The sequence below is a fragment of the Methylocystis sp. ATCC 49242 genome (assembly GCF_000188155.2).
GTDB lineage: Bacteria > Pseudomonadota > Alphaproteobacteria > Rhizobiales > Beijerinckiaceae > Methylocystis.
On record NZ_KE124774.1, the window covers coordinates 2449511 to 2476456 of the forward strand.

Genomic DNA, 26946 nt, shown 5'->3' on the forward strand with positions numbered 1-26946 from the left:
ACTGTGCTTTCAACCTTCTTCGACTAGATAGCTGCATGCGCGCCGCCCGGCGCCCGCGTCTGGTATGAAAACAAAGAAGAAGGCCACAGTTTTGACCATCGTCGCCGGCGGGAAAGCGCGGCCGTCCGTCTCAAGTCACTCAAAGCTTCTGCGCGTAAAGGGCCTGAGAAAATCCTACCCCACGCCTCAAGGTCCGCTCCCCGTGTTGCGCGGCGTGGACATTTCGCTGGAGGCGGGAGAGACCCTCGCGCTGATGGGCGAGTCGGGCAGCGGCAAGAGCACGCTGCTGCATCTCGTCGGCGCGCTCGACGACGCGGACGGCGGCGAGATCATCCTCGACGGCGTCGACATCACGCGCCTTTCCGAAACCGAACGCGCGGCGCTGCGGCGCGAAACGATCGGCGTCGTCTTTCAGCAGTTCAATCTTGTCGCGAGCCTCACGGTCTCAGAAAACCTCGCCTTTCAGGCGCGGCTCGCGGGGCGCTACGATCCCGCATGGCAGGAGGCTCTGACGCGGCGGCTCGGTCTCGAAAAGCTTCTCGCGCGCTACCCCGAGCAGCTCTCCGGCGGCCAGCAGCAGCGCGTCGCCATTGGCCGCGCGCTGGCCGTGCGGCCCAAACTGCTGCTTGCCGACGAGCCTACCGGCAATCTCGACGAGGCTGCGGGCGACGACGTCTTGGCGCTGGCGCTCGAACTCGTTGAAGAGACCGGCTGCGCCTTTCTGATGGTGACGCACAGCACGCGCCTTGCGCAAAGGCTCGAGCGTCGGGAGACGCTTGTGGCGGGGACGCTCGCTTCGTCATGAGGCAGACGCTCTGGACGCTCGCCGCGCTGCTGAGCCACTGGCGCCGGCATCCCGCCAATCTCGCGACGCTCGTGGTCGGCCTCGCCATCGCGACGGCGTTGTGGAGCGGCGTGCAGGCGCTGAACGCGCAGGCGCGCAGGAGCTACGACAGCGCGGCGGCGGTTTTCACAGGCGGCGGAACGCAAAATCTCGTCGCCGTGCGCGGCGGGCTGTTCGCGCAGGAGCTTTTCGTCAAGCTGCGTCGCGCGGGCGTGAAAGTCTCGCCGGCGCTCGAGGGCGCTGCGCGGGTGAATGAAAAAAACTTTCGCCTGATCGGCGTCGAGCCGCTGACCCTGCCGATGGCGTCCACGCTCGCGCCTTTGCGCGAAACGAAGGAAGCGACGAATATTCTCAGTGGCGAGGGACGCAGTTTCGCCTCGCATCAAACGCTGCGCGATCTGCGTCTCGATGAAGGCGCGCGGGTCACGACGGAGCGCGGCTTCACGCTGCCGCCGCTGGTTGCGATGGAGGAGGCGCCGCCCGGCGCCATCGTGGTCGACATCGGCGTCGCGCAAAAGGCGCTCGACAGGCCGCAACGGCTCTCGCGTCTCATCGTCGATGGCGAGACGAGGGTCGACGCGGCGAAACTCGGCGAGATCGCGGGCGATGCGCTGCGAATTGTCGAACCCGACGAGGAAAGCGACCTCTCCCGCCTGACCGACAGTTTCCATCTCAATCTCACAGCCTTCGGCCTTCTCGCCTTTCTCGTCGGCTTTTTCATCGTGAACGCCTCCTTCGGCCTCGCTTACGAGCAGCGCCTTCCGATGGTGCGCACCCTGCGCGCGCTTGGCGTCCCGGCGCGCGGGCTGATCGCGGCGATGCTGATCGAGCTTCTCGTCTTCACGCTGCTCGCCGGCGGCGCGGGGTTGATCTGCGGCTATTTCATCGCCGCCGCGCTGTTGCCGGACGTCGCCGCAAGTCTCGAAGGGCTCTATGGCGCGCAGGTCTCGGGGCGCCTCGCGCTCGACGCGCGCTGGTGGCTGTCGGGTTTCGCCATGGCCGGGGCCGGCGCGACGCTGGCCGCGGGGAGCGGCCTTTCCAAGACCCTGCGCCTGCCCGTGCTCTCCGTCGCGCGGCCCATCGCCTGGCGCGAGGCGCATCATCGTTATCTGCGCCGGCAGGGAGCCTTGGCGACGCTTTCGCTGATTGCAGCCGTGCTTGCGTGGCGCAGCGCCGACACGCTCGAAGCGGGCTTCGCGGTCATCGCATTCGCCCTGCTCGGCGTCGCCCTGCTGCTGCCGGTCGCGCTCGCCGCCCTGCTGCGCCTCGGCGAAAGCCTCGCGCGCCATCCGCTGGCGCGCTGGTTCTTCGCCGACGGGCGACAGGAGATCGCGGGGCTCTCGCTCGCGTTGATGGCGCTGCTATTGGCGCTCGCGACGAATATCGGCGTCGGCGGCATGGTCGAAGGGTTTCGCCGGACCTTCACGGCCTGGCTCGACGAACGGCTTGTCGCGGAAATCTATTACGAGGCCGCGACGCCGGCCGACGCGCACGAAATCGAGGACTGGGCGCGCGTTCGGCCGGAAATCGCCGCGATCCTTCCCGTGTGGCGAACGAAGACGCGCATCGCCGATTGGCCGATCGAGGTGATGGGAATGGCGCCGCATGAAACCTACGCCGCGCATTTTCCGCTGATCGAATCTCGACAGGACGCCTGGCGCGCGCTGCGCGACGAAGACGCCGTGATGATCAGCGAACAGCTTGCGCGCCGGCTCGGCGTCTCACTGGGCGAAACGATCGACATTCCGACGCCGAACGAAAACTGGCGCGCGAGGATCGTCGGCGTCTTTCCCGACTATGGCAATCCGAAAGGCCAGCTGCGCGTCGATCACGCGCGTCTCGCGCAACATTTTTCCGACGCTTCCGGCGTTCACTACAGCCTTCGCGTCGCGCCCGGAAAGATCGCTGCGGTAATGGAGGACATGCAGGCACGCTTCGGCGCGAAAATCGCGCGCATCGTCGACAACGCCGAGGTCAAGAAAATCTCGACCGACATTTTCGAGCGCACCTTCACCGTCACCGCCGCGCTCAATACGCTCACCCTGATCGTTTCGGCCATCGCGCTTTTCGCGAGCCTTCTGACGCTGAGCAATTTGCGCCTCGCGCAGATCGCGCCGGTCTGGGCGGTGGGCGTGACCCGGCGCCGTCTCGCGGCCCTGGAGCTGCTGCGCATTCTGCTATTTTCCGCCGGCGCCGCGGCGCTCGCCATTCCGCTCGGCCTCTTCATGACATGGGCGCTGGTCGCAATCGTCAATGTCGCGGCTTTCGGCTGGCGCCTGCCGATGCATGTCTTTCCGGCGCAATGGGCGCAGGTGTTCGCCGTTGCGCTGCTCACCGCCCTCCTCGCCGCTATTGCGCCCGTCGCGCGGCTTGCGCGAAGCGCGCCTGCGGAATTGCTGAAGGTCTTCGCCAATGAAAGGTAGGACCGCCCTGTTGCTCGCCGCGCTTCTGCCTCTTGCCGCGCAGGCGCAGGTCTTCGACGGATTGCGTTCGGGCGCGCCGGGTTTCGAACATCCGCATCCGGGAACGGCGCTCCTCTTTCCGAAGGATCACGGCGCGCATCCGCGTTTCCGCAATGAATGGTGGTATCTGACCGCCAATCTGAAGGGGGACGACGGCGCCTCATATGGCGTGCAATGGACATTGTTTCGCCATGCGCTCGAACCCGGTTCCGGCGACGGCTGGGACGACCGCAACATATGGATGGCGCATGCGGCCGCGACGAGCGCGGAGGAGCATGTTTTCGCGCAGAAATTCGCGCGGGGCGGCGTCGGTCAGGCCGAGGTGATCGCCGCGCCATTTCACGCCCATATCGACGACTGGTCCTTCGAGGCGCCGGATGAAGCCTTTACACGAGCGCGCGTTCTGGCGCGCGCGCCGCAATTCTCCTACGACCTCGAACTGAAAAGCGACGCGCCTTTCGTGCTGCAGGGCGAAGGCGGCTACAGCCGCAAATCGGAGAGCGGGCAGGCTTCGTATTATTACAGCCAGCCGTTCTTCACGGTCGGCGGAACGCTTTCCCTGCGCGGCCGCGCGGTGAAAGTCACGGGCCGCGCCTGGATGGACCGGGAATGGAGCAGCCAGCCGCTTGCGTCCGACCAGAAAGGCTGGGACTGGCTTTCCCTGCATCTTGCGGGCGGCGAAAAGCTGATGCTTTACCGGATGCGCGGCGCGCGGCTCTTTCTGCTGGGAAACTGGATCGCAGCGGATGGCGCGACGCATCTGCTCGCCGCCGACGATATTTCCCTGGAGCCGCTCGCGCAGACCGCGATCGGCGAGCGCAGCGTCCCGACGCGCTGGCGCGTGAAGGTCAAGAGCCGCAGCCTCGACATAGCGACGACGCCGCTCAATGCGCTCAGCTGGATGGGGACGAATTTTCCCTATTGGGAAGGGCCGATTTCATTCAGCGGCTCGCAGAATGGCGAAGGCTATCTGGAAATGACCGGCTACTGACTCACAGGGTCGCCAGAAAGCGCTCGATCGATTCGATGAAGCCGTCCGGGTTATTGGCGATCTTCGTCGCCTTCATCCGCGCCATCGTCGCCGCGCGGCGCGGCGAATCGGGCGCAGCGTAGTCGCGAATCGCCTGCATCCAGCCCAGTCCGTCGAGAGGATCGAGGTAGTCGGGCGCGTCGCCTCCCACCTCACGAAACACGTCGAGATTCGAGGCGATCACGGGCACGCCCGCGATCAGCGCCTCCGCGACCGGCAGGCCGAAGCCCTCGCCGAAGGAGGGCATCAACAGCGCGCGGGCGCTTCCCATGAGACGGCGCAGGCCCGGCGTCGAAAGGCCGCCGGCCTCGATCACATGGGCGCGCAAGGCGGGGCTGCGCGCCATCATGTCGATAACCGCTTCATTGAGCCAGCCGCGCTTGCCGACGACGACGAGCTTCGGCGCCGCGCCTTTCCTCGCGAGTTCGCGCCAGACATTGAGCAGCAGCAGATGGTTCTTGCGCGGCTCGATCGTGCCGCAGACGACGAAAAAATCGACGCCCGCGAGTTCCTCGGGGGGCGCGAGCTGTGTCTCGAAAATGGGCGAGACCGGCAGGCGCGTGACGCATATCGGAAGGTCAGCGCGGCCGTTTTCGGCGGCGAAGGCTGCAAGTCGTCCGGCGACGTCCTCCGCGCTGACGACGACGCCCGAAGCGAAGCGGCAGATGTTGCGGTTCCGGCGCGGATGAAGCGTCGCCTCGATGGGGCGGAAGAACTCCGGGAAATCGACTGGCAGCAGATCATAGACGACGCAGACGGGCTTCACGTCGGGCCGCGCGTCGAGCCAGCGCACATACCACGGCCGGTCGAGCAGAAACTGCGTGGCGTTGAGATAGATCGCGCCCTGCGGAACCTCCGCGAGCGGCCGGCCGAGATGAAACGCCCAGTCGCGCATGGCGCGCCAGTTGCGCGCGACGCGCTCGAAACCCGGCCTGCGTTCCAGCCGGACCTGCGCGGCGCTCGCGCTGTCCGCGGATTTCAGCGCCGCGACGATCGATCGGTAGACGGCGTCCTGCGCGGGATCGCCGTCTTCTCGCCAGTATGATTCGATCGCCCGCACCGTCTCCAGCGCCCTGGCGGCGTCGGTGAGGCGCGGACCAAGCGCCGTGCAGATGAGCGCGCCGGCGCCCGGCGTCGAAAGAAAATGCCGCGCGAGCGCGAAATCAATCCGGTCGATGCCGTTCGGCGAAGGGTTGAGCCCGCGCGTGACGAGTCGCGTGACGTCGTAGACGACGGGGAGGTTTCGTTGAGGCGTCAACGACATTTCAACTGCCCGGACTGGCATTTCCACGTCTCGATCGCGTCATTTGCGTCGCGAACCGCCCGTTGGCTCTCAGCGTCGATGCAGGCGCGATATTTAAAAACGGTGGCGATATAGGCCTGCATCTCGGCCTCGCAGGCGGCGATTTCCTTCTCCGTCTCTGCTGTGTCGATACAGGGGGGGCGGAAAGGCGGAGCGCAATGGGTGAACCCCTGCGCAAGCGACGGCGTCGCCGCGACGCCGAGGAGGAGGGCCAGGACCATGCGCGATCGGGTCATGGCCGCGCGCTTACCCCTTCCGGCCGCCCGAATCGCGAAACCAGCGCACGGCGTCCTCGATCGCGGCCTCGGCTGGCCGGGTCTCGTAACCAAGTTCGGCGCGAGCCTTGCTGTCGTCGAAAAACATGCGGGTCTCGGAAAGGCGCAGGCTCTCACGATTGAGGAACGGCTCCGATCCCGTCAGGCGCGCCGCCCATTCGTTCGCATAGGCGAGAGGGATGAGCGGGGCATAGGGTACCCGGAAGCGTGGCCCGGGCCGCCCGGTGATACGGGAAATCTCGGTCAGGAGATCACGCAAAGTCAAGTTCTCGCCGCCGAGAATATAGCGCTCGCCAATAACGCCCCGTTCGAGAGCCGCGAACTGACCGGCGGCCACGTCGTCGACGTGAACGATATTCAGCCCCGTCTCCACATAGGCCGGCATGCCACCGCGTAGCGCCTCGGAAACGATTCGCCCGGTCGGCGTCGGCCTCAGATCTCCGGGCCCCAGGGGCGCCGACGGGCAGACGATCACTGCCGGCAGGCCCTCCTTCTCAATCAACTCCTCGACGATCCGCTCGGAGAGAATCTTGCTCCGCTTATAGGCGCCGATCGCCTTTTCGGGCGGCAAACGGCTCACTTCCGTACAGACGCCGTCATTGTCCGGCGCCAGCGTCGCAACGCTGCTGGTGTGGACAATTCGCTCCACGCCAGACCGCAACGCCTCCCGCATCACGGTCTCGGTCCCGCCGACATTGACCCGCATCACGGGCGTCGGGTCCGGCGCCCAAAGGCGGTAGTTGGCGGCGAGGTGGAAGAGGAAGCGGACATCCGCCATGGCGCGGCGGACGCTGTCGCGATCCGTTATGTCGCCTTCGATTATTTCGCATTCAGGCGGAATATTGTCACGCCGGCTGCGCGGGCGGACGAGAACGCGCACCCGGTAACCTTTTCGAAGCAGCAGCCTGACGACCGCTCCGCCGATAAATCCGCTTGCGCCGGTTACAAGAGCTCGATCGTTGGGATTCATTCTTCCAGAGCGCCACATCTGTTTCGAAGGACTATGGCGCCTTCACAACACCAAGACCATGCATAGAACAGGACCGGAAATTGGGCCAGCTTGGCCGTTTTGCAAATAGCTTGCAAACATGGTTCCGCGGGAACCGACGCATTCCCGTTATTTTGAGTGCGGCGGCTATGACAACATTTGAAATTATTGGGCCGCCGGCTCCGCGAGATCCTGCTTCGCCATTTCGAAATGCGCATTCTCGTCGCGCGTCGGGGCTTTTGCTGAAGCTTTCTTTTTGTCTTCGGCGCTGAGTTCGTCGCGCTGCATGCGGGCCAGATCGTTCCGGACGATGAAGACGAAGATGAGGAAGGTGCAGGCGGACAGTGCGCCGATCACGACATCGAGCGCCACGAAGGACATGATCCGGCCGGTCGTGATCCCCGGCCCGAACCAGCCCGCGAACAGCGCCCAGCAGGCGACGAGAATTCGGAACTCGGTCGCGCCCATGCCGCCATAGGACAGGCGATGAATGCTTTCGGTCACGACGCGCAGATAGGTGTAGGAGCTCATCAGCAGATAGAGCGAGAGCACGAGAAGCGACGACGCGACCGTAAAGAAGGGGGAAGCTCCAAGGCCGACGACTATGAGCGTCTGCGCGATTAGATCGGCAGAATGGTCGACGAAATAGCCGTAATGGGGGCGCTCGATCTTTCGGTAGCGCGCCAGCGTCCCATCGAGCGAATCGCCGAACCAGTTGAGGAACAGACCGAAGACGACAGCGACAAGAAACCAGTTCGACCACCAGCAGGCCACGAAGCCTGCAGTCGTGATCACGGCCCCGAGAAGGCCAACGCCCGTCAGATGGTCCGGGGTAACGAAGCTCGGCAACCTGCGGACGATCGCCGCAAGGGCGGCGCGCTCTGCGATAGCCAGAAAACTATCGTTGATTCTTACGTTGGCCACGACGCCCTCTCCTGGAACAACGCATGAAATCGAACCAGCCGTCGATCATATCGGCAAAGAGATGTCTCGATCGAAAAAACGGCGGCAGTCGCTTCGCAGACTTCCGCACCGGAGTTCTTTTCGACTTTGCCTCTCACCCGACCCATGGTCAAGAAATTATTGCCTCGTAGACACATTTTTTGTGTTTCCTCTAGCTTGGCAGTTCACTGTTTTTCTTCAACTTGTCTCAAGCCGAGCGTTGTCAGTTCAGATAACGGCTGACGAGAGCGCCCTGAATCGCCGGCTGCGACATCATCTGCACGAGCTGCATCAGCTTTCCGATCTCGGCGATGGCCGCATTCGACACATAGACAATGTCCTTGTCCCGGATCGCGAAGCGGCGCGCCGCGAACATAGCGGACGGATCACGCATGTTCAGGTGGTAGGCCACCGGAACCTGTTGAGCTTTCAGCAAATTCGGGGCCACGTTCGGAAATTCCCGAACCACGCTCGACGGCTCGTAGCGAAGAACGAAGACGCCGTCCGGATCGGCGCGGCTGTCCATGAGGCCGCCCGCCTTGCCAATCGCCTCCTCGAGGCTGAGACCGCGCGCATCGAAGGTCAGGACGGAATTCTGACCCGTCGCGCCGGCGACCGTAAAGGTCGGAGGCGTGCGCTCGATGGTGAGGATATCGCCCGGCCGGACATAGATATCTTCCCTGGGGTTCGTCAGCAGGGCCTGAATGGGCGCGCGCGCCGAGCGATTCCCGCGGGTCAGGGTGACGTAGGTCTCATGCACCGGCGAGCGATAGCCGCCGGCCGCCGCGATCACGTCCATGATTCGGTCACCGCGCTGGGAGAGCGGCACGCGGGCGCCATTGGCGACCTCGCCTGTAACCGTCGCAGTGTTGCTCACGTTTTGGGCGACCGTGACGAGGGCCTGCGGTTCAATGGCCTTGCCCCGGAGGCGCTCGACGATCGCCGCCTCGACCTGCTGCTGGGTCTTGCCGCCGACCTGGATTCGTCCAGCGTAGGGTACGGTCACGGAACCATCCCGCGCGACGATCTGATTGGGGATGCTGGACGCGCGCGACCCGGGATTCACATGGCCGGCGTCGGCTGCGGAGAAGAGCCCGCCCCCTGCGGCCTCCCACACCGTGATCTGAATGGCGTCGCCCACGCCGATGACCGGGGAGACAGGCGGGCGGTAGTCGCCGAACAATCCATGCAGGGTCGGCGGCGCGCGACGGGCAAGAACGTCGAGGGAGAAACTGTTGATTTCGACAAAGGCGAAAGGCGGCTGGCCTTCCTCGGCCGGCGAGTAAACGCTCTTCACGAACGCGTCGCGGGACGGGCCGCTGGCCGGAAACATGCCGCAGCCGCCCAGAATCGCAGCGACCGCGAAGACGGAAAGGCGCTTGAGGCGAATGAGATGGGTGGTTTTCAATGTCGCTCCAACTTAACTTCGCCACGGCCCCGAATGAACGGCGCAATCTAACCGATGCCGCCCCGCCTTTCTATTGTCGTGAGCCGTCAATGAGATACAGAGAGGTCATTCGTCGGTTTCTGTGGCCAATATGCCACAAATCGACCGGGGCGCGATTGCAGATTCGCTGGCTTTTCCACCCATCGTAGAAAAAAGGTTATTTCATTCTTACGTCAATTTTTAGCGATAACGCCTCTGCGCGCCTAGCGGGCATGGGCGCAAAATCGGCCGCCTGATGGAATGAACCGGGAGCGCCGCGGAATACCAGCACCCCGTCCTCGGAAACGTAGATGTCGTTTTTGCGCAATGTCGGATCGCCGAGGATCGAGCGAAGGGTCTGCTCCGCCCCTTGCGGAGCCAAGGCGCGCCGATCGGCCGCGCTGGAATGGGCGAGATAGTCCTGATAGGCGCGAGCCGCAAAGGCCTCGTAGCGCAACCGCGCCCGCTCGACGCGCGCCCGCCATGCCTCGCCCGGCGAGGTCTCGTAGGAGAGCGAAAAATTGCCCCCCTCCGGACGATCCGTCGCGCCCGCCCCCGCCGCCTGGAGCGTGGCGGCAAGAAACAGGATCGTGGCGAGAAAGGAGCGCATACGGGGACAATTCACGCCCCGCAAAAAGGTTCCGGCAAGAAATGTCGCACTCGAGGATTTTAGCGCGCCCCGAGCGCCACGATCGCGCTTTCCGGCCGCGCGGCGGGGAGCGTCAGTCCTCCCGCCCCGACGCCGCAGCGATCTTTCGGCCGTCGAGGAAAAGCTTGGCGACGAGGCCGATCACGGTGAAGAAGCCCAGCGCCATGATCGCGACGTCGATCGCGGGCAACCGGTCGTCGAGACTCTCCGGCACGCCGAGCGCCACCGCAATGAAGGGCCAGAGCGCCAGAAGGACGCGGAACTCCGTCACGCCGATGCCGATATAGGCCATCTGTTCGACGTGCCGGGTCGCGGCGCGAATATATGTGTAGGACGAAAACAGAAGATAGCAGACCAGGATGATCGTCGCCGATCGAAAGGTCAGATAGGGCGAGAATCCATAGGCGAGAATGATGAGCAGGTGCGAAAACAGCTCAGCGAGATGATGCGCCATCCCCGCCCGCGGCAACTCCGCGCCGTTCAACCGGGCGAGCGGGAGATCGAGCGAAAGCCCGAGCCAATTCATCGTCATGGCCGCCGGAATGAGCCAGATCAGCCAAGGGTAGCTATTCGCGCCGAACAGAACTCCCGCGACGATCGCAGCGGCGCTTGCGCCGAAAAGCGACAGGTGCGAGGGCGTGACCCAGTGGGGAAGGTCCCGCACGATCTCTTGCAGAAAACGCTGTTCAAGCCCGTTCAGGAAGCTTTGGCCGCGCCGAAAAGGGTCTCCCACGAGCCATCTGACGATATCGTCCATTCTCAGCCGCCTCACTCGCAGACTTCGAATCGGGGAACAGCATAGACCAAGATGCGCCTCCGGGCGCGTTTAGGCCAGACGCATGCATCATGCTTCATTAATATTTTCCTCGGGGCAAGGCAAGGGCGGGCGTGTCTTGTGACGGGCTTCGAAGCCCCGGAAGAAGTCGAATCCGAGCGGTAAATAAAGGTTAAGCTCCCGCCGGTATACAATTATTTGAATTGTTAACCTCGTTTGGGAGCGCGGCTTTGCTTCATTTTGAAATCTCGGAGGAATTTCGCGTGAGGAAGGCGCCGGCCGCCGAGCCGACCCCGGGCTCCCGGGCCGTTTTCTCCGCCCGGGCCCGCGCGAAACGTGACGCACGGACACGCAAGTTATTGAGCGCGCTTGTTCTTTTCTCCACTCCCCTCCTTGCCTACAAGGCCCATTTGTGGGGACGGCCGCCATCCGGCGCGGCCAATGCGGCCAATATCGTCGCCTCGGTCACAAAGCGGAAAGCTACGACCCCAACGGCGCCCGTGGCGGAGATGGCGAAGCGCCCCGCGCGCGAGGAAATCGATTTCACCGCGACCAGCGCGACTTGCCCCTCCGCCGCCGCTGATCCGTCGAATTGCGGCGGCGCCGCGAGAAAGGCGAAGCGCCAGACCCGAAAGCGGTTTCCGGGGTTCATTCGCTGAGAAGCGCCCCGTCCGGCTCCCTCTGCGTCCGAAAACTCTCACACAGGCGCGCCACAGGCTTTTCGTTTATGCTCTGACCGACGCGCCCTGCTTCGGCGCATCGCCGGAGGCCGCCCATGTCCGACAAAGTTCAAGTTTCCCGCGCGGATGGCGTCCTGCGTCTCGTGCTTGACCGCCCCGACAAGAAAAACGCCCTCGACCGCGAGATGTATCGCGCGATGATCGGCGCGCTCGAGGCGGCGCGCAGCGACATGGACGTCCGCGTCGTGGTCTTCGCCAGCGCGGCGGCGGATTTCACCGCCGGCAACGATCTCGCCGACTTCCGCGATTTTCTCGAAAACCCTCAGGATTTTCCGGCGCTTGCCTTCGTGCGCGCCCTCGCTTCCTTCGAAAAGCCCATGGTCGCCGCCGTGACGGGCGATGCGGTCGGGGTCGGGACGACCATGCTCTTTCACTGCGATCTGGTCTACGCCAGCCCCGACGCCCGTCTTCGCATGCCCTTCATCGACCTCGGCCTCGTGCCGGAAGCGGCGGCGAGTCTTCTCGTTCCACGCCGTGTCGGCATGGCCCGGGCGTCGCAATTTCTCCTTCTGGGAGAAGCTTTTACCGGCGAAGAGGCGTTTCGGCTCGGCGTCGTCAACGGCCTTGCGCCGCCGGAGGCGGTCGACGCGACGGCGATGGAGGCGGCGCGGCGTCTCGCCCGAAAGCCCGCCGAGGCCCTCCTCGCCGCACGCCGCCTGATGCGCGGAGATCCGGCCGAAATTCTCGCGCGCATCGAGGAAGAGGCGGCGCTGTTTGCAAGGGCCCTGTCCTCGCCGCAGGCGCGTGAGCGCCTGGCGGCGTTCTTTTCGCGGCCGAAGTAGTTGCGGTCAGCCTTCTAGATTGGCGTAATTGACGAGGCGGGAGGCGCGGATAAGGATAATTCGCATTTTTTCGCCCGCGCGCATGCAGGTGTTCGTCACCCGCTCCATGTCCTGCGGCACGCCATTTCGGAAATGCAGCCGGACCGAGGCGACGCTCGCGAGCGCAATGACGTCGAGTTCGGCCACGAAGGTCTCGAATCGCCGCCGGAACGAGGGGCTCAGCTGCTCATAGGCGGAGAGCGCCGAATGGCGGCCCGCGAGCTTCGACTTGCGGAAATATTCCTGATAGCTGACCGGCCGCCAGGCGCACAGGTCCTCGAGCAGCTCCGGCATCTGCGGAATCTGCTCCAGTATCATGACCAGTTCATTGAAAAGGTTGAGATAGTCGTTGGCGAGACCCGAGACCGGATTGACGAGCGTCTTCGACTGCAACTCCTCGACCGCTTTTTCGCGCGTCTGCGTCGGCTCGATGAGTTGCACGTCCAGATTCATGAGTTCTCACCAAATGCTAGTGTCACCTTGCCGGTAATCTCATAATAAATCCTTGATGGCGCCCTCCGCCTGACCTCGCGCAATTGTAGAAATTCACGGGGTTTCCGCGCGAGCGGGCGAGGCTGCGACGCTTCTCCGGGATAAGCGATATGTGCGGAAGATATGCCCTCACTTCGGCGCCGGAAGCGTTGCGCGCCCTCTTCGCCTATGAGGAAAACCCCAATTTTCCGCCGCGTTACAATATCGCGCCGACCCAGCCCATCCCCATCGTGACGCTCACGCGCGGGCCCGGCGGCGAGCGGCGTCGTCATTTCCACCTGGCGCGCTGGGGCTTCCTGCCCGGTTTCGTTAAGGACATTCGCGACTTTCCCCTCATCATCAATGCGCGGTCCGAGGCAGTCGTCGGGAAGGCAAGTTTCAGGGCCGCGATGAAGCGGCGCCGCTGCCTTGTTCCGGCCGACGCCTATTACGAGTGGCTGAAGCTCGGCGCCGGACGCAAGGTCGAGCGCCGGCCCTATCTGTTCCGCCGCGCCGACGGAGCGCCCATGGGGCTTGCGGGACTCTGGGAGACATGGTCCGGCGCTGACGGCTCCGAAATCGACACCGCCTGCATCCTCACCACCGCCGCCAATGGCGCGACGGCCGCCATTCACGACCGCATGCCGGCGATCATCGAGCCCGCCGATTTTTCCGCCTGGCTCGACTGCGACGAGATTCGCGCCAATGAGGCCGCCGAATTGCTGAAGCCCGCAGCCGACGACGTTCTGACGTTTTTCGAGATTGGACCCGAAATCAACAAGGCGTCGATAGACGGACCCCTATTGCAGGAGCCCTTGCGGCGCTCCCTGCTCGACTGAAGCTTACAGGAGCTTGCCCGGATTCAATACGCCCCGCGGATCGAGCGCCGCCTTCAGCGCGCGCATTACGTCGAGCGCGACAGGGTCTTTCACCCGCGCCAGCAGATCGCGCTTCATCCGGCCAATGCCATGCTCGGCGGAAATGGAGCCGCCGAATTCATGCACGAGGCCGTGCACGATTTCATTCATCTCGTCCCAGCGGTCGAGGAAGGCCGCCTTGTCGCCGCCGACGGGCTGCGAGACGTTGTAATGAATATTGCCGTCGCCCATGTGGCCGAAGGGAACCGGCCGCGCTTGAGGAAAATGCGCGGCGATGCGCCGTCCGGCTTCCGCAATGAATTCGGGAATGCGGTCGACAGGCACGGAAATGTCGTGCTTGATAGAGCCGCCCTCGCGCTTCTGCGCTTCCGACATGCTCTCCCGCAGTCGCCAGAGCGCAGCGGCCTGGTCGAGGGACTGGGCGATGGCGGCGTCGAGCGCGAGGCCCTCGTCGATCGCCTGCGAGAGCGTCGCGGCGGCGATGCGCTCCGCTTCTCCCTCGGCGAAGCCAGCGATTTCGACGAGAGCATACCACGGGTGAACAGCACTGAGCGGATCGCGCGCGCCGGGAATATGGCGCAGCACGAGGTCCAGTCCGATTCGGGGGACGAGCTCGAAGGCGTGCAGGCCCGGCCCGGCGCGCTCCTTCACGAAACCCAGCAGCGACAGCGCCTGCGCGGGATCGCTCACTCCCAGAAAAGCGACCGCGCGCGAACGCGGGCGCGGAAAAAGCTTCAGCGTCGCGGCGGTGATGATGCCGAGCGTGCCCTCCGAGCCGACGAACAGCCGCGTCAGGTCATAGCCCGTATTGTCCTTGCGCAATTTGCCGAGTGTGGACAGCAGTCGCCCGTCCGCGAGCGCGACCTCCACGCCGATCGCGAGGTCACGCGCCGCGCCATAGGCCAGCACATGCACGCCGCCAGCGTTGGTGGCGAGATTGCCGCCGATGGTGCAACTTCCTTCGGACGCGAGCGACAGCGGAAAATAGCGATCGACCGATTCCGCCGCGTCCTGCGCCCGCGCCAGAGTGACGCCCGCTTCCAGCGTCATCGCGTCCGAACGCGGATCGACGTCGCGAATACGATCCAGTCTTTGCAGGGAGAGCAGGATTTGCCGGCCGCTCGAATCAGGCGTCTGTCCGCCGACGAGTCCCGTGTTGCCGCCCTGCGGCACGACGCCGACGCCATGCGCATTGCAGAGCGAAAGCACTTGCGCGACTTCCAGCGCATCTTTCGGTTTGACAACACAACGGGCGCGGCCACGATACAGGTCGCGCGGTTCGGACATAAACGCGTCCATGGCCGCCGGTTCATCGATTACGGCGGTCCTGCCGACGATCGCCGCAAGGCGATCGGGCAATTCGGGCGCGTCAGACCAATCAGACGAGAGAGTCAGTATAGGCGCCCTTTTTTCGACATGCCCTTAGTAGTGACGACGACGGGCTCTCGCATCTTTCTTGCGGGCATAGACGTAAGCGCGGGCCGCAACGGGCGCGCTTGCGAGGATGACACTGCACAATGTTGCGGCGATAAGCGCATTCATCATGACCATCTCCTTCCAGTTCTCGAAAACCACTTGGATTTCCGGTTACGCTGGACCATCTCGCAAATCCTATGCCTGTTTTTTCCAGTCGGCAACAGGCTTTGCAATGGGGTCCGAAAATTCCAATTCTTTCATCTCCCGTGTGACATTCTCGGCACAGCAAACTTACCCGGGTCTTAAGCAAGTCAGCCGAGAAGACGCCGCTTAGCGCCGCCGCGGGCCGTCTCACGGGAAAACACCGCAACTATTTCGACATGGGGAGAGAAGCGGAATTGGTCAATGGGCGTGAGATTGCGCGCGGAATATCCGCCGCTGAGCAAAATTGAAGCGTCCCGCGCGAAACTTTGTGCACTGCAAGACACTGCGATGACCGTGTTGACCTTCGATTGCGCCAGCTCCTTCGCCTGCGCCATCGCGCCGGCGCGCGGAGGATCGAAGACGACGACGTCGAAGGACGCGAGCTCCTGCCCGGTCAGCGGGCGCGTGAAGAGGTCGCGCACGGCGCCTTCGAGCGGACGCAGCCCCGTCGCGCCGCGCGCGCCCGCCATCATGGCTTCAACCGCGTCGGCCGCGCTGTCGTAAGCTGCGACGCGCGCATTTTCCGCAAGGCGCAACGCAAAGGCGCCGACGCCGCAGAAAAGATCGGCGACGCGCCTTGCGCCCGTCGCCGCCTCCACGACGCGCGCAGCAATCGCCGCTTCTCCGGCCTGCGTCGCCTGCAGGAAAGCGCTCGGCGGAAGTGGAACGCGCGCGGCGCCCACGGCGATCATCGGCGGACGCCGCAGCGTGACGAGGCGCCCGTGATTGGAGAGACGGGCGAGATCATGTCTTTCCGCCGCCGCGATCAGCGCGCCCGTTTCATGCTCCTCGAGCGGTCCGGCGCCGCGAAGATCGACGTCCATGCCGTCGAGCGTCGCCGTGAACCACAGATCGAGGGGCTTGCCCCGCGCCGCAAGAATTTGCGCAAGGGCGCGCGCCGCGGGCAGCGCTCCCGCGAGTTCCGGCGCGAGCAGCGGACAGGCCTCGATCTCGACGATCTCATGCGAGCGCGCCGCCATGAAGCCGACGCGCGCGCGACCCCTGTCCATGCGCGCGTGAAAGGTCGCGCGCCGGCGTCCCGCGCCATGCGCGTCGACGAGCGGGCCGAGGTCGAGCGAGAGCCCGGCGTTGCGCAGAGCGGCTTCGACAAGTCCGCGCTTCCACTGCGCATAGGCTTCGGACGCCAGCGCCTGCACCGCGCATCCGCCGCAATGAGTGTAATAAGGACAGATCGGCGCAATGCGATCGGGCGAAGGCTCGATGATTTCCAGAAGGCAGGCATGATCGCCAGCGATCTCGGCCGCCACCGTTTCGCCTGCGAGCGCATAGGGAACGAAGACGCGCCTGTCGCCGTCGCGCGAGACGCCCTCGCCGCGATGACCGAGCCGTTCGATGAATAATTGCTTCATTTGCGCGCCGCGTGAATGAGAAACTCGCGATTGCCGTCGCCGCCTTCGATCGGCGAAGCGACGACGCCCAGCGAGCGCCAGCCCAGCGCTTCTATCTCCGTGCGCACGCGCGAGCAGACTTCCGCATGAATCTTCTCGTCGCGCACGACGCCCTTCTTCACGGCGCCGCGTCCCGCCTCGAATTGCGGCTTGATCAGCGCGACGAGATCGGCGGCCGGCGCCGCGAGCGACAGCGCATGCGGCAGCAAGGCGGATAATGAAATGAAGCTCGCGTCCATCACGACGAGGCTCGGCGATTCGCCAAGCTGCGCCGGCGTCAGGTTGCGCGCATCCTGCGCTTCGAGCGACGTCACGCGCGGATCGCGCCGAAGTCTTTCGTGCAATTGATCGCGCCCGACGTCGACCGCGACGACATGGCGCGCGCCGCGCGACAGCAACACATCCGTGAAGCCCCCCGTGGAGGCGCCGACATCGAGACAGAAGCGATCCGCGACATCGACGCCGAAAGCATCCAGCGCATGCGCGAGCTTCACGCCGCCGCGCGACACCCATGGGTAAGGCGCGGCCGCGACGATCTCCGCATCATCCGCGATCGGCGCGGAAGGTTTCGTCACGACGCGGCCATTTACGGTGACGAGCCCCGCCTCGATCGCCTCGCGCGCCTTGGCGCGGCTTTCAAAAAATCCGCGCTCGTGAAGCGCCGCGTCGGCGCGCTTCGCGTTCATCACTCGCCCGACTGCAACAGCGTGCCCGCCCGCCGCGCGCTCTTGAGAAAACGCGCGAAGGCGAAGGAGGCGGCGGCGAACATGAAGATGTCGAGCGCAAAGCCCTGAGCCATGAGATCCCAGCGGATGACATGTTCGATCAGCGCGGCGCGCATCCCCTCGAACACATAGGTCGGCGGCAGCATCCAGGAGAACGGCTGCAGCCACTGCGGTAGCGTCGAAACCGGATAATATACGGCGCCGAGCGGCTGCACGAAGAACATCATCGACCAGATGAGATTTTCCGCGCCGACGCCGAAGCGCAGCAGCGCGCCCGACACGAACAGGCCGATGCTCCAGGCGAAAAGCATGAGCACGACGAAGAAGGCGGCGAAGGCGACGCCCAGCGCCCACAGATTGAACCCGAAAAAGACGATCGCCATGATGGTGACCGGGAACACGCCGACGACGAGGCGAATGAGACTCATCGCGATGAGCGATGCGACGAATTCGACAGGCCGCAAGGGGCTCATGAGAATATTGGGCAGATTGCGCGACCACATCTCCTCGATGAAGGAAAAGCAGAAGCCCTGCTGGCCGCGCAGCAGAATATCCCACAGGAGAATGGCCCCGATCAGCGTGCCCGCCGCCTGCGCGGCGCCGCCCGTTTCGGTGAGCGCGCCGGCGCGCACGAGATAGGTTTGCAGGAACCCCCAGGTGAGCAGCTGGATCGCCGGCCAGTAGATGATGTCGAGCACGCGCGCCCAGGACGCGCGCAGCAGATAAGTGTAGCGCAGCACCATCGCGCCGACGCGCTTGAACGAGAAGTCGCCGATCATTCGGAAACTCCGCCCACGCGCCCGCGCGCGACGTCGAGAAAGACCTCCTCGAGATTGTCGCGGCCATAGCGCGCGAGAAGGTTCGACGGCGAATCGTCGTCGACGAGCACCCCCTGTTTCAGCATCAGCACGCGATCGCAAAGGCGCTCGACCTCGCCCATATTGTGCGAGGCGAGCAGGATCGCGCAATTGTGCGTATGGCGATGCGTCTCGAGACGCGACCGCACCCAGTCCGCCGTATCGGGGTCGAGCGAAGCCGTCGGCTCATCGAGGAGCAGCAGTTGCGGATCATTGATCAGCGCCTTGGCGATGGAGACGCGCGTCTTTTGCCCGGCTGAAAGCTTCCCTGTCTGGCGGTCGAGAAAATCGCGCAGCGCCAGCGCGTCGGCAAGCTCCTCGATCTTCGCCTCTATGTCCGGAACGTCATAGAGCAGGCCGAAGACGCGCAAATTCTGCCGCACGGTGAGGCGATGCGGCAGATCGACATAGGGGCTTTCGAAATTCATGCGGCCAAGCGCGCTGTAACGGTCGCGCGCCATGTCATGGCCGAAGACGCGGATCGAACCGGCGCTCGGCTCGATCAGCCCCATGATCATGCCGATGGTCGTGGTCTTGCCCGCGCCGTTGCCGCCGAGAAGCCCCGTCACGGAGCCGGGGGCGAGCGAGAAATCGAGCGGACCGACGACGTTGCGATTGCCGTAACTCTTGGCGAGGCCCTGAACCGAAAGCGTCGGCCGGGGCGCGCTGGATAGCGAAGACATGAGCGGTTCTACGCCCGCGGCGGCGCCCCCCGCAAGGCGTTACTTCTGGCAGCGCGGGCAATAGAAGGTCGAGCGCCCCGATTGGGTGACGCGGGCGACGGTCCCCTTGCAGCCGGGCGTGGGACAGGCGGCGCCCTCGCGATCGTAGACGCGGAAGCTGTGCTGGAAATAGCCGAGCGAGCCGTCCGCCTGGCGATGGTCTCGCAGCGAGGAGCCGCCGGCCTCGAGCGCGTCGGCAAGAACCTCCTTGATCGCCTTCGGCAGCCGCGCCAGCGCCGCGCCCGGCTTTCCCGTCGCCGTGACGAGCGTTCCCGCCGCCGCGAGCGGCGAGACACGGGCGCGATGGAGCGCCTCGCAGACATAGATGTTTCCGAGGCCCGCGACGAGGCGCTGATCGAGCAGCAACGCCTTCACCGGCGCCTTGCGGCCCCGAAAGGCGTTGGCGAGCATCGCGGCGTCCAGACCCTCGCCCAGCGGCTCGACGCCGACGCCGCGAAAGAGATTGTGCGCGTCGAGTTCGCGCGCGGGAACGAGCAGCATGAAACCGAAGCGGCGCGGGTCGTTGTAGGTGACGCGCCTTCCGTTATCGAGATGGAAAACGACATGGTCATGCGCGGCGCTCTTGTCGCGCGGATGGTGAAAGCGGCCGGGGGCATCCTCGTCGATGCGAAAGGAGCCGCTCATGCCCAGATGCATCACGAGCGCCTCGTCGGCGTCGAGATCGGCGATGAGATATTTGGCCCGCCGCCGCAGGTCGAGGATGCGCCTTCCTCCAAGGCGCCGCGCGAAGTCCGGCGGGAAGGGAAAGCGCAGATCGCCGCGCCGCTGCTCGACGCGCAGGATCCGCGCGCCGACGAGGGCGGGAGCAAGTCCGCGCCGCACGGTTTCGACCTCGGGCAGTTCAGGCATCGGATGGAGTTCCTGCGCGCCGCTTTGGCCGCGCCGCGTCCGCGCGCTATAGTCCTTCTCCTGAAAAATCGCGAGAGGCGGCTGGAAAAGCTGAACGAAACCACCCTCGTCGCCCATCTGCGCCGCCGATTTCCCGACGCGCTCGCGATATATCTTTTCGGCAGCATGGTGAGCGGCGAAGCGGGACCGGACAGCGACGTCGACGGACTTCACCCGCCAGGACGCCGCTATTCTCAATATTCAGCGCGCCTGCGAGGCGGCGCTGGACATGGGGCAACATGTCGTGCGCCGCGAACGGCTGGGCGCCCCGCAGAGCGCCCGCGACGTCTTCACGCTGCTGGTCGATGGCGGCCGGATCGCGCCCGAACTCGCGGAAAACATGCGCAAGACGGTCGGTTTTCGCAATATTGCGGTCCATGACTACCAGGCTTTGGTCCTGCCCATCGTCACCGCGATCATCACCGGGAGGTTGGACGATTTCCTCGCCTTCAGCGCCGCGCTCCTTAAGCGGAGCGCCTGACGCCCCGCCCATAGCCATCGCCGCCGCAAGAGGCTATACCGTCCCCCGTCTTTCCATTCCATGCGAGCGTTAGATGACCGATTCCCGTTCAAACCGAGAGGGTTCGACCCATTTCGGCTACTCCGAGGTTCCGCTTTCCGAAAAGCAGCACCTCGTGGACGACGTCTTCCACAAGGTCGCGCGCCGCTACGACGTCATGAACGACCTCATGTCCGGCGGCCTGCACCGGCTCTGGAAGGACACTTTCGCGGGCAAGGTCAATGCGCGCAACCGCAAGGGTTTCCGGCATCTCGACGTCGCCGGAGGCACGGGCGACGTCGCCTTCCGCATCGCGCGGAATTCGGCCGCCGACGCCGAGATCGTCGTCCTCGACATCAATGGCGACATGCTGGAGGTCGGCCGCGACCGCGCCCGTGAGCGCGGGATCGAGGGCAAGCTCGACTTCGTGCAGGCCAACGCCGAGTCCCTGCCCTTCCCGGACGCGCATTTCGACGCCTACACCATCGCTTTCGGCATCCGTAACGTGCCGCGCATCCAGGTGGCGCTCGAGGAGGCCTATCGCGTCCTCAAGCCCGGCGGGCGCTTCCTCTGCCTCGAATTCTCGCAGGTCAACGTGCCGGGCCTCGACAAGATCTACGAGGCCTATTCGTTCAACGTGATTCCGACGGTCGGCAAGCTGGTCGCCGGGGACGCCGAGCCCTACCGTTACCTCGTGGAGTCGATCCGCAAGTTCCCGCCGGCCGAGGAATTCGAGCGCATGATCCGCGCCGCGGGTTTCCGCCGCACGGGCTTCGAGCGCCTCACCGGCGGCGTCGTGGCGATCCATTCCGGCTGGAAGTACTGATCCAACACAGGCGGCGGTCCCCGTGCTTCTCGGAATTGGCCACTTCTATCGACTGGCGCGCGCCGGCTACATACTGGCGCGCGAGGGCGTCTTCGCGAATCTCGACCCCAATCTGGTTCCGCCCGCGGCGGCGCCTCTGGTGCGGCTCGCCAATCTCTTCGCGCGCAGCGACGGCGAGGGCGCCGGCAGGGCGCTGGTGCGGGCGCTGTCGGAGATCGGCCCCTCCTATGTGAAGCTCGGCCAGTTCCTCGCCACGCGGCCGGACGTCGTCGGCGGCGAGATCGCCGACGCGCTCACCGCCTTGCAGGACCGCATGGCCCCCTTCGGGCGTGAGGAGGCGGTCGCGATCGTCGAGAAGGCGCTCGGGAAGAAGATCGACGAGGTCTACACATCCTTCGGCGACCCGGTCGCCGCCGCCTCGGTCGCCCAGGTTCACATGGCCCGCGCGCGCTACGCGGATGGCGAGCGTCAGGTCGCGGTCAAGGTGCTGCGTCCGGGCGTCGAGGGACAGTTCGCGCGCGATCTGCGCGACATGTATCTGGTGGCCCGCATCGCTGAGCGCTGGTCCTCCGAAGGCCGCCGCCTGCGCATGATCGAGGTCGTCGACACGCTCGCGCGAACGGTGAAGCTCGAGACCGACTTCCGGCTGGAGGCCGCCGCGGCGTCCGAATTCGCCGAAAACGTCGCGAAAGACCCCGACATTCACGTGCCGCATGTCGACTGGGACCGCACGGCGCGCGAGGTGCTGACGCTGGAATGGATCGACGGCGCGCCGCTCTCGGACCTCGAGCGCGTCGCGGCGGACGGCCATGACCTCAAGGCGCTCGGCGCCCATGTGCTGCAGTCCTTCCTGCGCCACGCGATGCGAGACGGCTTCTTCCACGCCGACATGCATCAGGGCAATCTTTTCGTCGACAGGCAGGGCCGGCTCATCGCCATCGACTTCGGCATCATGGGACGGCTCGGCGCGAAGGAGCGCCGTTTCCTCGCCGAGATTCTCTACGGCTTCATCACCCGCGACTACAAACGCGTGGCGGAAGTGCATTTCGAGGCGGGCTATGTGCCGGCCAAACATTCGATCGAGGAATTCTCGCAGGCGCTGCGCGCCATCGGCGAGCCGCTGCACACGGTGAACGCCGAAGATATTTCGATGGCGCGGCTGCTGACGCTGCTGTTCGAGGTCACCGCTCTCTTCGACATGCGCACGCGCACCGAGCTGGTGCTTCTGCAAAAGACCATGGTCGTCGCCGAAGGCGTCGCGCGCACCCTCGATCCGAGGCTCAACATCTGGAAGACCTGCGACCCCGTGGTCCGCTCATGGATCGAGGAAAATCTCGGACCCAAGGCGAAGCTCGAGGACGCCGGCAAGAGCATCGCCGAACTGGCGCGGCTCGCGACGCATCTCCCCAAAACACTCGCCGACGCCGAGATCGCCGTCGAACGCATTTCGCGCATGGCGGATCAGGGCGTCGATTTGTCGCCGCAGGCGCTGGAAGGACTCGCGGACACGCGCCGGCGCTCGGACAACAGGCTGCTCGTCGGATTTGCGGCGCTGCTGCTGCTGGGCGCGTGGCTTTTCGGCTGAGGCCGGCGCCTCACGCTCCCCGCGCCATCCCCAGAAACTCCTCCCGCGTGCGCGGATCGTCGCGGATCACGCCGAGCAGTTTGCTCGTCGTCAGCGACGAGCCCGGCGTGTTGACGCCCCGCAGCGTCATGCAATTGTGCTCGGCCTCGATCACCACGCCGACCCCGGCAGGCTGCAAAATGTCCTGGATGGCCTCGGCGATTTCGGCTGTCAGCTTCTCCTGTATTTGCAGACGGCGCGAGAACCCGTGGACCACGCGCGCGAGCTTGGAGATGCCGACGACGCGGTTCGTCGGCAGGTAGCCGACATGGGCGCGGCCGATCACCGGCAGCATATGGTGTTCGCAGAAGCTGACGACGCGGATGTTCTTGAGCACGACGAGTTCGTCATAGCCGCCGACCTCCTCGAAGGTGCGCTTCATATATTCGCGCGGATCGATGGCGTAGCCGGCGAAGAGCTCGCGATAGGAACGGACGACCCGCGCCGGCGTGTCGAGCAGCCCTTCGCGGTTCGGATCGTCTCCCGCCCATTCAATGAGCACGCGGACGGCAGCTTCAGCATCGGCCTGGGTGGGTTTGGCCATTCCTCAAATCTCCGAAAAAGTCGCAGGCGGACGGCGGCGGCGGGGCCGGCGCCGAATCGGGGCGACCCCGTCCGGCCGCCCCTTCGCCGCTAAAGTGCGACGGGTTCGGGATTTTGGCAAACCCTCAGGCGCGGAAGACGCCTACGGAATGATGCCGGCGGCGCTGCGTCCGATATTGCCGATCGTCGAGCCGACCGAATTGACCGTGCGCTTCACGAAGCCGAAGGCGCCGCCGTCGCTCTGCGCAGGCGCGGGGGCCGGCGCAGGGGCGGGAGGCGGGCTCGGCTCGGCGGCGGCGGCAGGCGCGGGCGCCTGATCCGGCGCACTCCGGCCCGGCTTAGCGCTCTTCGGCTTGGCGGGGGCGGCGCTTTGCGCGGCAGGCTTCGCCTTGGGCTTCCCCGGCTTCGCCTGCGCGGCGCGCGGCTCGGCCGACGCGGGCGAGGCGGCCTCCGGCGCCGCTGCCGGCGCGGCGGCCTTGGGCCGCGGCGGCGCAGCCGGCTCCGGCGCGGAGAGCTTCGACTCCAACGGCGCCGCGGACTGAAGCGAGGCGGTCGACGCGGGAGGCGCGGCCTTGAGCGCCGGCGCGACGGTTGCCGCCTCGCCGGTCGTCGCTGTCGGGCCGGCCGCCGGCGTCTTGCCGGAGGGGTCAACAGGCGCGGTCGCGGCCTCGATCGGCGGCGGCGCGGAGTCTTTCGCCGGGTCGCTGGCGTGGTCGGCGAGCGTGTCGAGCGCGGCGGCGTCCGCGCGCGGCTGCTCCGTCGCGGCGGACTCGGCCACAGGCGCAGGTTCCGGTTCGGCAATCCGCGCGACCGCGGCCTGCTGGTCCTGCGGTCCCCGCCCCTGCGCGAGCGTCCAGCCCAGCGCGGCGAGGCCGACGACGACGATCGAGGCGGAAAGATAGATCAGTTTCCGGCGCCGGCCGGCGTCGTCATCGTCCGGGGCGGCGAAAACAACATTTTCGCTCGGGCGCGACGGGCGCCATGACTCGTCGGGCCTCGGCGGCGTCGGGATCTTCGGCGCGACCGACCCGGCCAGGGCGCGATCCGGTTCGCCCACGCGCAATTTCGGCGCGGCGACCTCCGGGGCCGGCGCCGCGTGAGCGGGCGGCGCGGCGTGTCTCTCGGGCATGATCGGCGGCGCGGCCGGGCGTGAAGGGTCGTCGACCACCGGCTCGACGTCACGCCGCAACATCTCCTTGAATTCCGCGAAAGCGGCCATCAGTTCCTTGTCGTCGCCCTTTACCGTCATGCCTTTTCACTCGACTGCGTCGCGGGCGCGAAAATTACATGCGCGCGACTGTTTCACCGGACTGACCCAGCGATCCTCGCGCTCAACAAACCCCCAAATTGTGGCGGTTATTCGAATTCGGATGCGGGCCCCGGACGCCGCAATCTCAATCCGGGCGGGAACATTGGCTCAGGTCACGCGTTGCGACTGTACGCAGGACGAGCCGATCGGCTCATCCTCTACCGCCTGCAGTCCCTGAAAGGAGAACCTCATGGACTGGAATCGCATCGAAGGGAACTGGAAGCAGTTCAGCGGAATGATCCGCGAAAAGTGGGGCGAGATCACCGACGACGAACTCGACAAGATGGAAGGCAAGCGTGAGCAGTTCGAAGGAAAACTGCAGGAAAAATACGGCATGGGCAAAGATGCGGTGAAAAAGACCGTCGACGACTGGCTGAACACGCTCGGCTAAAACCCATGCAGGGAAGCGGCCGCCTCGCGGCCGCTTTCGACGCAGCGATCAATTGCCGGCGCCGAATTTGAGCCAATAGGCGTGAGCGGCGTCGGCGGCGCAAGTCGCCGCCATCGAGCGGTACATGGTTCCATCTTTCCTGGCGTATTTCTTTCCGCAGGCCTCGATCTTGCGTCGATAGGCGTTCGCCTGCGCCGTCGGGAGAGCGGATAAAAATACGGCCTCGCATTTTTCCTTCACCATCGCGCCGCGCTGAATGTCGGCGGTGGAGCCCCAGAGACAACTGACAAAGATCTTATGCGCCTCCCCGCAGGTTCTGGCGGCGCGCACTTTCGCCTCCTCGGCTTCGAGATCCATCGAACAGTCCACCGCGCCGGCCGACGTCGCGAGCAAAATGAAGATAAGAGCGAAAGCTGATCGACGCATGGCTTGTGTCCTCCCGTTGCGTGGAGCTGGCGAGATCTTACGCCATGACATCCGCTGCAGTGAGGCCCGCGCCGCGTGCGAGAACGGGCCGGCGCCGAGCGACGGCTGCGACGATGGCGCGCAGCCTTGCTTGGAACGAATGTAAGGAAGATAAATTGCGCACGCGCCGCCTGCTTCCTACTATCGGATCATGAAATTGCGCGAGCTTTCGGATCAAGCGGCGATGTCAGTCATTCTTCCGTCGTTGCGCGGCGCCCGGCGCCTCGCTCTCTGCTGCCTTTTGTCTTTCATCGCCGTCGAGGCGAAGGCGCAGAACGCAAACGCCGGCGAAAACGGGCTGACGCCTGTCGAACTGCTGGGCAAGCGCATCTTCGAGGATACGTCGCTCTCCCGGCCGGCCGGCGTTTCCTGCGCCTCGTGCCATGATGCGACGAAGGCGTTTCAGGGCGTCAACGGCTCGCCCATTGCGGCCGTCGCGCGCGGTTCGCTGCCAACATCCTTCGGCAAGCGCAACACCCCGACCATCATGTACGCCTCTTTCGCGCCACCCTTCTCCTTCGTGGAGGAGAAGGACGAAGAAAGCGGAAAGGTGGAGATGGTTCCTGTCGGCGGACAGTTTCTCGACGGGCGCGCGAGCGATCTTCTCGCGCAATTCGAAGGGCCGCTGCTCGATCCGCTCGAAATGAACGCGCCGTCGAAGCGCTTTGCGGTCGAGGCCATTCGCGACGGCGCCTACGCCGATCTCGCCCGCAAGGTATACGGCGAAAAGATTTTCGATGATCCCGACGCGGCGTTCGAGAAGCTGGCGCAGGCGGTCGTCGCTTTCGAATCGAGCGCGCGCTTTCATCCCTTCGCCTCCAAATTCGACGATTATCTGCGCGGACAGGCGCAGCTGACGGCGACCGAGAAAAAAGGCTTCGAGCTCTTCAAGGATCCAAAGAAAGGCAATTGTCTCGCCTGCCATGTCGGCAAGGAGGATTCGCGCGAGCCAAAGGACTGGCTCTTCACCGATTTCACTTACGACGCGCTGGGCGCGCCGAGGAACAGGGCGATACCGGTCAACGCCGGCGCCGGCTTTTTCGATCTCGGCCTGTGCAAGCGCCCCGGCCTCGACAAGATCGCGCCCGCGGGCTTCGACGCCGCGAGCGTCTGCGGCGCCTTCAAGGTTCCGACGCTGCGCAATATCGCGGTGACCGGCCCCTATCTCCACAATGGCGTCTTCACCAGCCTGCGCGACGTCGTCGCATTCTACGCAACGCGCGACACCGACCCCGCGCGCTGGTACCCGAAGGGCGAGAAGGGAAAGCCGGAGAAATTCGACGATCTTCCGTCGAATTATCGGGAGAACGTGAACGTCAAGGAAGCTCCCTATGACCGAAAGCCGGGACAAAAACCGCGGCTCTCGGACAAGGAGATCGACGCGATCGTCGCCTTCCTCGAAACATTGACGGACCATCCGCAGCAATAAGAAGGCGCGCCGCA

29 protein-coding genes and 1 pseudogene are annotated in these 26946 nt (G+C 65.1%); 11 read left to right on the forward strand and 19 right to left on the reverse strand.

The genetic code is table 11. From position 1 onward, the window contains the following. Nucleotides 1–64 precede the first annotated feature (64 nt). Genes MET49242_RS13945 through MET49242_RS13955 form a run of 3 tightly spaced genes read left to right on the forward strand, consistent with a single transcriptional unit; the run spans nucleotide 65 to nucleotide 4297 of the window. Nucleotides 65–805 carry an ABC transporter ATP-binding protein gene (locus MET49242_RS13945; RefSeq protein ID WP_084679099.1) on the forward strand — a complete coding sequence of 247 codons (741 nt, stop codon included), beginning with the start codon at nucleotides 65–67 and terminating at the stop codon, nucleotides 803–805. Continuing rightward, nucleotides 802–3267, forward strand: a complete 2466-nt coding sequence (locus MET49242_RS13950) for an ABC transporter permease (RefSeq protein ID WP_036283701.1) — start codon at nucleotides 802–804, stop codon at nucleotides 3265–3267. Before MET49242_RS13945 ends, MET49242_RS13950 begins: the two co-directional genes overlap by 4 nt. Then, a complete protein-coding gene (locus MET49242_RS13955; RefSeq protein ID WP_036283704.1) occupies nucleotides 3257–4297 on the forward strand; it encodes a lipocalin-like domain-containing protein in 1041 nt (346 codons plus the stop codon). The genes MET49242_RS13950 and MET49242_RS13955 overlap by 11 nt, the downstream gene beginning before the upstream one ends. Nucleotide 4298: 1 nt before the next feature. Here MET49242_RS13955 and MET49242_RS13960 read toward each other — a convergent pair whose 3' ends face one another. The 8 genes from MET49242_RS13960 to MET49242_RS25090 all read right to left on the reverse strand — a co-directional run bounded on the left by MET49242_RS13960 (nucleotide 4299) and on the right by MET49242_RS25090 (nucleotide 11346). Further along, a complete protein-coding gene (locus MET49242_RS13960) occupies nucleotides 4299–5600 on the reverse strand; it encodes a glycosyltransferase family 1 protein (protein ID WP_036283707.1) in 1302 nt (433 codons plus the stop codon). Beyond that, nucleotides 5591–5875 carry a hypothetical protein gene (locus tag MET49242_RS13965; RefSeq protein WP_227966252.1) on the reverse strand — a complete coding sequence of 95 codons (285 nt, stop codon included), beginning with the start codon at nucleotides 5873–5875 and terminating at the stop codon, nucleotides 5591–5593. Before MET49242_RS13965 ends, MET49242_RS13960 begins: the two co-directional genes overlap by 10 nt. Before the next feature lie 10 nt (nucleotides 5876–5885). Further along, complete coding sequence (gene hpnA / locus MET49242_RS13970; RefSeq protein WP_036283713.1) at nucleotides 5886–6884, reverse strand: hopanoid-associated sugar epimerase; 999 nt, start codon at nucleotides 6882–6884, stop codon at nucleotides 5886–5888. Between the two features lie 183 nt (nucleotides 6885–7067). Beyond that, nucleotides 7068–7826 carry a CDP-alcohol phosphatidyltransferase family protein gene (locus MET49242_RS13975; RefSeq protein ID WP_084679100.1) on the reverse strand — a complete coding sequence of 253 codons (759 nt, stop codon included), beginning with the start codon at nucleotides 7824–7826 and terminating at the stop codon, nucleotides 7068–7070. A gap of 241 nt (nucleotides 7827–8067) precedes the next feature. Then, nucleotides 8068–9252 (reverse strand): polysaccharide biosynthesis/export family protein, encoded by a 1185-nt coding sequence (locus tag MET49242_RS13980; RefSeq protein WP_244430819.1) that lies wholly within the window; start codon nucleotides 9250–9252, stop codon nucleotides 8068–8070. 196 nt (nucleotides 9253–9448) lie between these two features. Continuing rightward, nucleotides 9449–9895: a hypothetical protein gene (locus MET49242_RS13985; RefSeq protein WP_158497305.1), complete on the reverse strand. Its 447-nt coding sequence runs from the start codon at nucleotides 9893–9895 to the stop codon at nucleotides 9449–9451. 97 nt (nucleotides 9896–9992) lie between these two features. Then, on the reverse strand, nucleotides 9993–10676 hold the full coding sequence (locus MET49242_RS13990; protein ID WP_036283719.1) for a hypothetical protein: 684 nt from the start codon (nucleotides 10674–10676) through the stop codon (nucleotides 9993–9995). 415 nt (nucleotides 10677–11091) lie between these two features. Further along, on the reverse strand, nucleotides 11092–11346 hold the full coding sequence (locus MET49242_RS25090; RefSeq protein ID WP_144259624.1) for a hypothetical protein: 255 nt from the start codon (nucleotides 11344–11346) through the stop codon (nucleotides 11092–11094). A 123-nt stretch (nucleotides 11347–11469) separates the two neighbouring features. Here MET49242_RS25090 and MET49242_RS14000 point away from each other — a divergent pair, with 123 nt between their 5' ends. Then, entirely contained in the window at nucleotides 11470–12216 is a 747-nt protein-coding gene (locus MET49242_RS14000; RefSeq protein WP_036283724.1) for an enoyl-CoA hydratase-related protein, read from the forward strand. Between the two features lie 6 nt (nucleotides 12217–12222). Here the strand turns inward: MET49242_RS14000 and MET49242_RS14005 are convergent, their stop codons facing one another. Next, nucleotides 12223–12708, reverse strand: coding sequence for a hypothetical protein (locus tag MET49242_RS14005; RefSeq protein ID WP_036283726.1), 486 nt, complete (start codon nucleotides 12706–12708; stop codon nucleotides 12223–12225). Between the two features lie 149 nt (nucleotides 12709–12857). On the opposite strand from MET49242_RS14005, the gene MET49242_RS14010 reads away from it, so the two are divergent. Further along, complete coding sequence (locus tag MET49242_RS14010) at nucleotides 12858–13565, forward strand: SOS response-associated peptidase (RefSeq protein WP_036283729.1); 708 nt, start codon at nucleotides 12858–12860, stop codon at nucleotides 13563–13565. A 3-nt stretch (nucleotides 13566–13568) separates the two neighbouring features. Here MET49242_RS14010 and MET49242_RS14015 read toward each other — a convergent pair whose 3' ends face one another. From MET49242_RS14015 to mutM, 7 genes are all read right to left on the reverse strand, one after another. Then, entirely contained in the window at nucleotides 13569–14891 is a 1323-nt protein-coding gene (locus tag MET49242_RS14015) for an FAD-binding oxidoreductase (protein ID WP_371212529.1), read from the reverse strand. A gap of 135 nt (nucleotides 14892–15026) precedes the next feature. Beyond that, nucleotides 15027–15179: a hypothetical protein gene (locus tag MET49242_RS25925; RefSeq protein WP_210162337.1), complete on the reverse strand. Its 153-nt coding sequence runs from the start codon at nucleotides 15177–15179 to the stop codon at nucleotides 15027–15029. Nucleotides 15180–15331: 152 nt separating this feature from the next. After that, the gene (locus MET49242_RS14020) at nucleotides 15332–16594 is read right to left on the reverse strand and encodes a class I SAM-dependent RNA methyltransferase (RefSeq protein WP_036283735.1); all 1263 of its coding nucleotides are present in this window, start codon (nucleotides 16592–16594) and stop codon (nucleotides 15332–15334) included. Continuing rightward, entirely contained in the window at nucleotides 16591–17319 is a 729-nt protein-coding gene (locus tag MET49242_RS14025) for a TlyA family RNA methyltransferase (protein ID WP_036283738.1), read from the reverse strand. The genes MET49242_RS14020 and MET49242_RS14025 overlap by 4 nt, the downstream gene beginning before the upstream one ends. Further along, complete coding sequence (locus MET49242_RS14030; protein WP_084679102.1) at nucleotides 17319–18137, reverse strand: ABC transporter permease; 819 nt, start codon at nucleotides 18135–18137, stop codon at nucleotides 17319–17321. Before MET49242_RS14030 ends, MET49242_RS14025 begins: the two co-directional genes overlap by 1 nt. Beyond that, a complete protein-coding gene (locus MET49242_RS14035) occupies nucleotides 18134–18898 on the reverse strand; it encodes an ABC transporter ATP-binding protein (RefSeq protein WP_036283742.1) in 765 nt (254 codons plus the stop codon). Before MET49242_RS14035 ends, MET49242_RS14030 begins: the two co-directional genes overlap by 4 nt. A 39-nt stretch (nucleotides 18899–18937) precedes the next feature. After that, nucleotides 18938–19807: a bifunctional DNA-formamidopyrimidine glycosylase/DNA-(apurinic or apyrimidinic site) lyase gene (gene mutM, locus MET49242_RS14040; protein ID WP_036288157.1), complete on the reverse strand. Its 870-nt coding sequence runs from the start codon at nucleotides 19805–19807 to the stop codon at nucleotides 18938–18940. 3 nt (nucleotides 19808–19810) lie between these two features. Here mutM and MET49242_RS26635 point away from each other — a divergent pair. The 4 genes and pseudogenes from MET49242_RS26635 to ubiB form a co-directional block, all read left to right on the forward strand. Beyond that, nucleotides 19811–19972 (forward strand): annotated as a pseudogene (locus MET49242_RS26635) (hypothetical protein); the annotation flags it as partial. 73 nt (nucleotides 19973–20045) lie between these two features. After that, nucleotides 20046–20327 (forward strand): DUF86 domain-containing protein, encoded by a 282-nt coding sequence (locus tag MET49242_RS14045; protein WP_244430902.1) that lies wholly within the window; start codon nucleotides 20046–20048, stop codon nucleotides 20325–20327. A gap of 73 nt (nucleotides 20328–20400) precedes the next feature. Beyond that, entirely contained in the window at nucleotides 20401–21171 is a 771-nt protein-coding gene (gene ubiE, locus MET49242_RS14050; protein ID WP_036283745.1) for a bifunctional demethylmenaquinone methyltransferase/2-methoxy-6-polyprenyl-1,4-benzoquinol methylase UbiE, read from the forward strand. A gap of 22 nt (nucleotides 21172–21193) precedes the next feature. Next, a complete protein-coding gene (gene ubiB / locus MET49242_RS14055; protein ID WP_036283748.1) occupies nucleotides 21194–22756 on the forward strand; it encodes a 2-polyprenylphenol 6-hydroxylase in 1563 nt (520 codons plus the stop codon). Nucleotides 22757–22766: 10 nt separating this feature from the next. Here ubiB and folE read toward each other — a convergent pair whose 3' ends face one another. Continuing rightward, entirely contained in the window at nucleotides 22767–23339 is a 573-nt protein-coding gene (gene folE / locus MET49242_RS14060; protein ID WP_036283751.1) for a GTP cyclohydrolase I FolE, read from the reverse strand. 141 nt (nucleotides 23340–23480) lie between these two features. Beyond that, on the reverse strand, nucleotides 23481–24587 hold the full coding sequence (locus MET49242_RS25560; protein ID WP_051134206.1) for a hypothetical protein: 1107 nt from the start codon (nucleotides 24585–24587) through the stop codon (nucleotides 23481–23483). 250 nt (nucleotides 24588–24837) lie between these two features. On the opposite strand from MET49242_RS25560, the gene MET49242_RS14070 reads away from it, so the two are divergent. Continuing rightward, nucleotides 24838–25038, forward strand: coding sequence for a CsbD family protein (locus tag MET49242_RS14070; RefSeq protein ID WP_036283754.1), 201 nt, complete (start codon nucleotides 24838–24840; stop codon nucleotides 25036–25038). 48 nt (nucleotides 25039–25086) lie between these two features. Here MET49242_RS14070 and MET49242_RS14075 read toward each other — a convergent pair whose 3' ends face one another. Continuing rightward, on the reverse strand, nucleotides 25087–25464 hold the full coding sequence (locus tag MET49242_RS14075; RefSeq protein ID WP_051134207.1) for a hypothetical protein: 378 nt from the start codon (nucleotides 25462–25464) through the stop codon (nucleotides 25087–25089). Nucleotides 25465–25687: 223 nt separating this feature from the next. Here MET49242_RS14075 and MET49242_RS14080 point away from each other — a divergent pair, with 223 nt between their 5' ends. Further along, nucleotides 25688–26932: a cytochrome-c peroxidase gene (locus MET49242_RS14080; RefSeq protein ID WP_036288169.1), complete on the forward strand. Its 1245-nt coding sequence runs from the start codon at nucleotides 25688–25690 to the stop codon at nucleotides 26930–26932. Nucleotides 26933–26946: the final 14 nt, after the last annotated feature.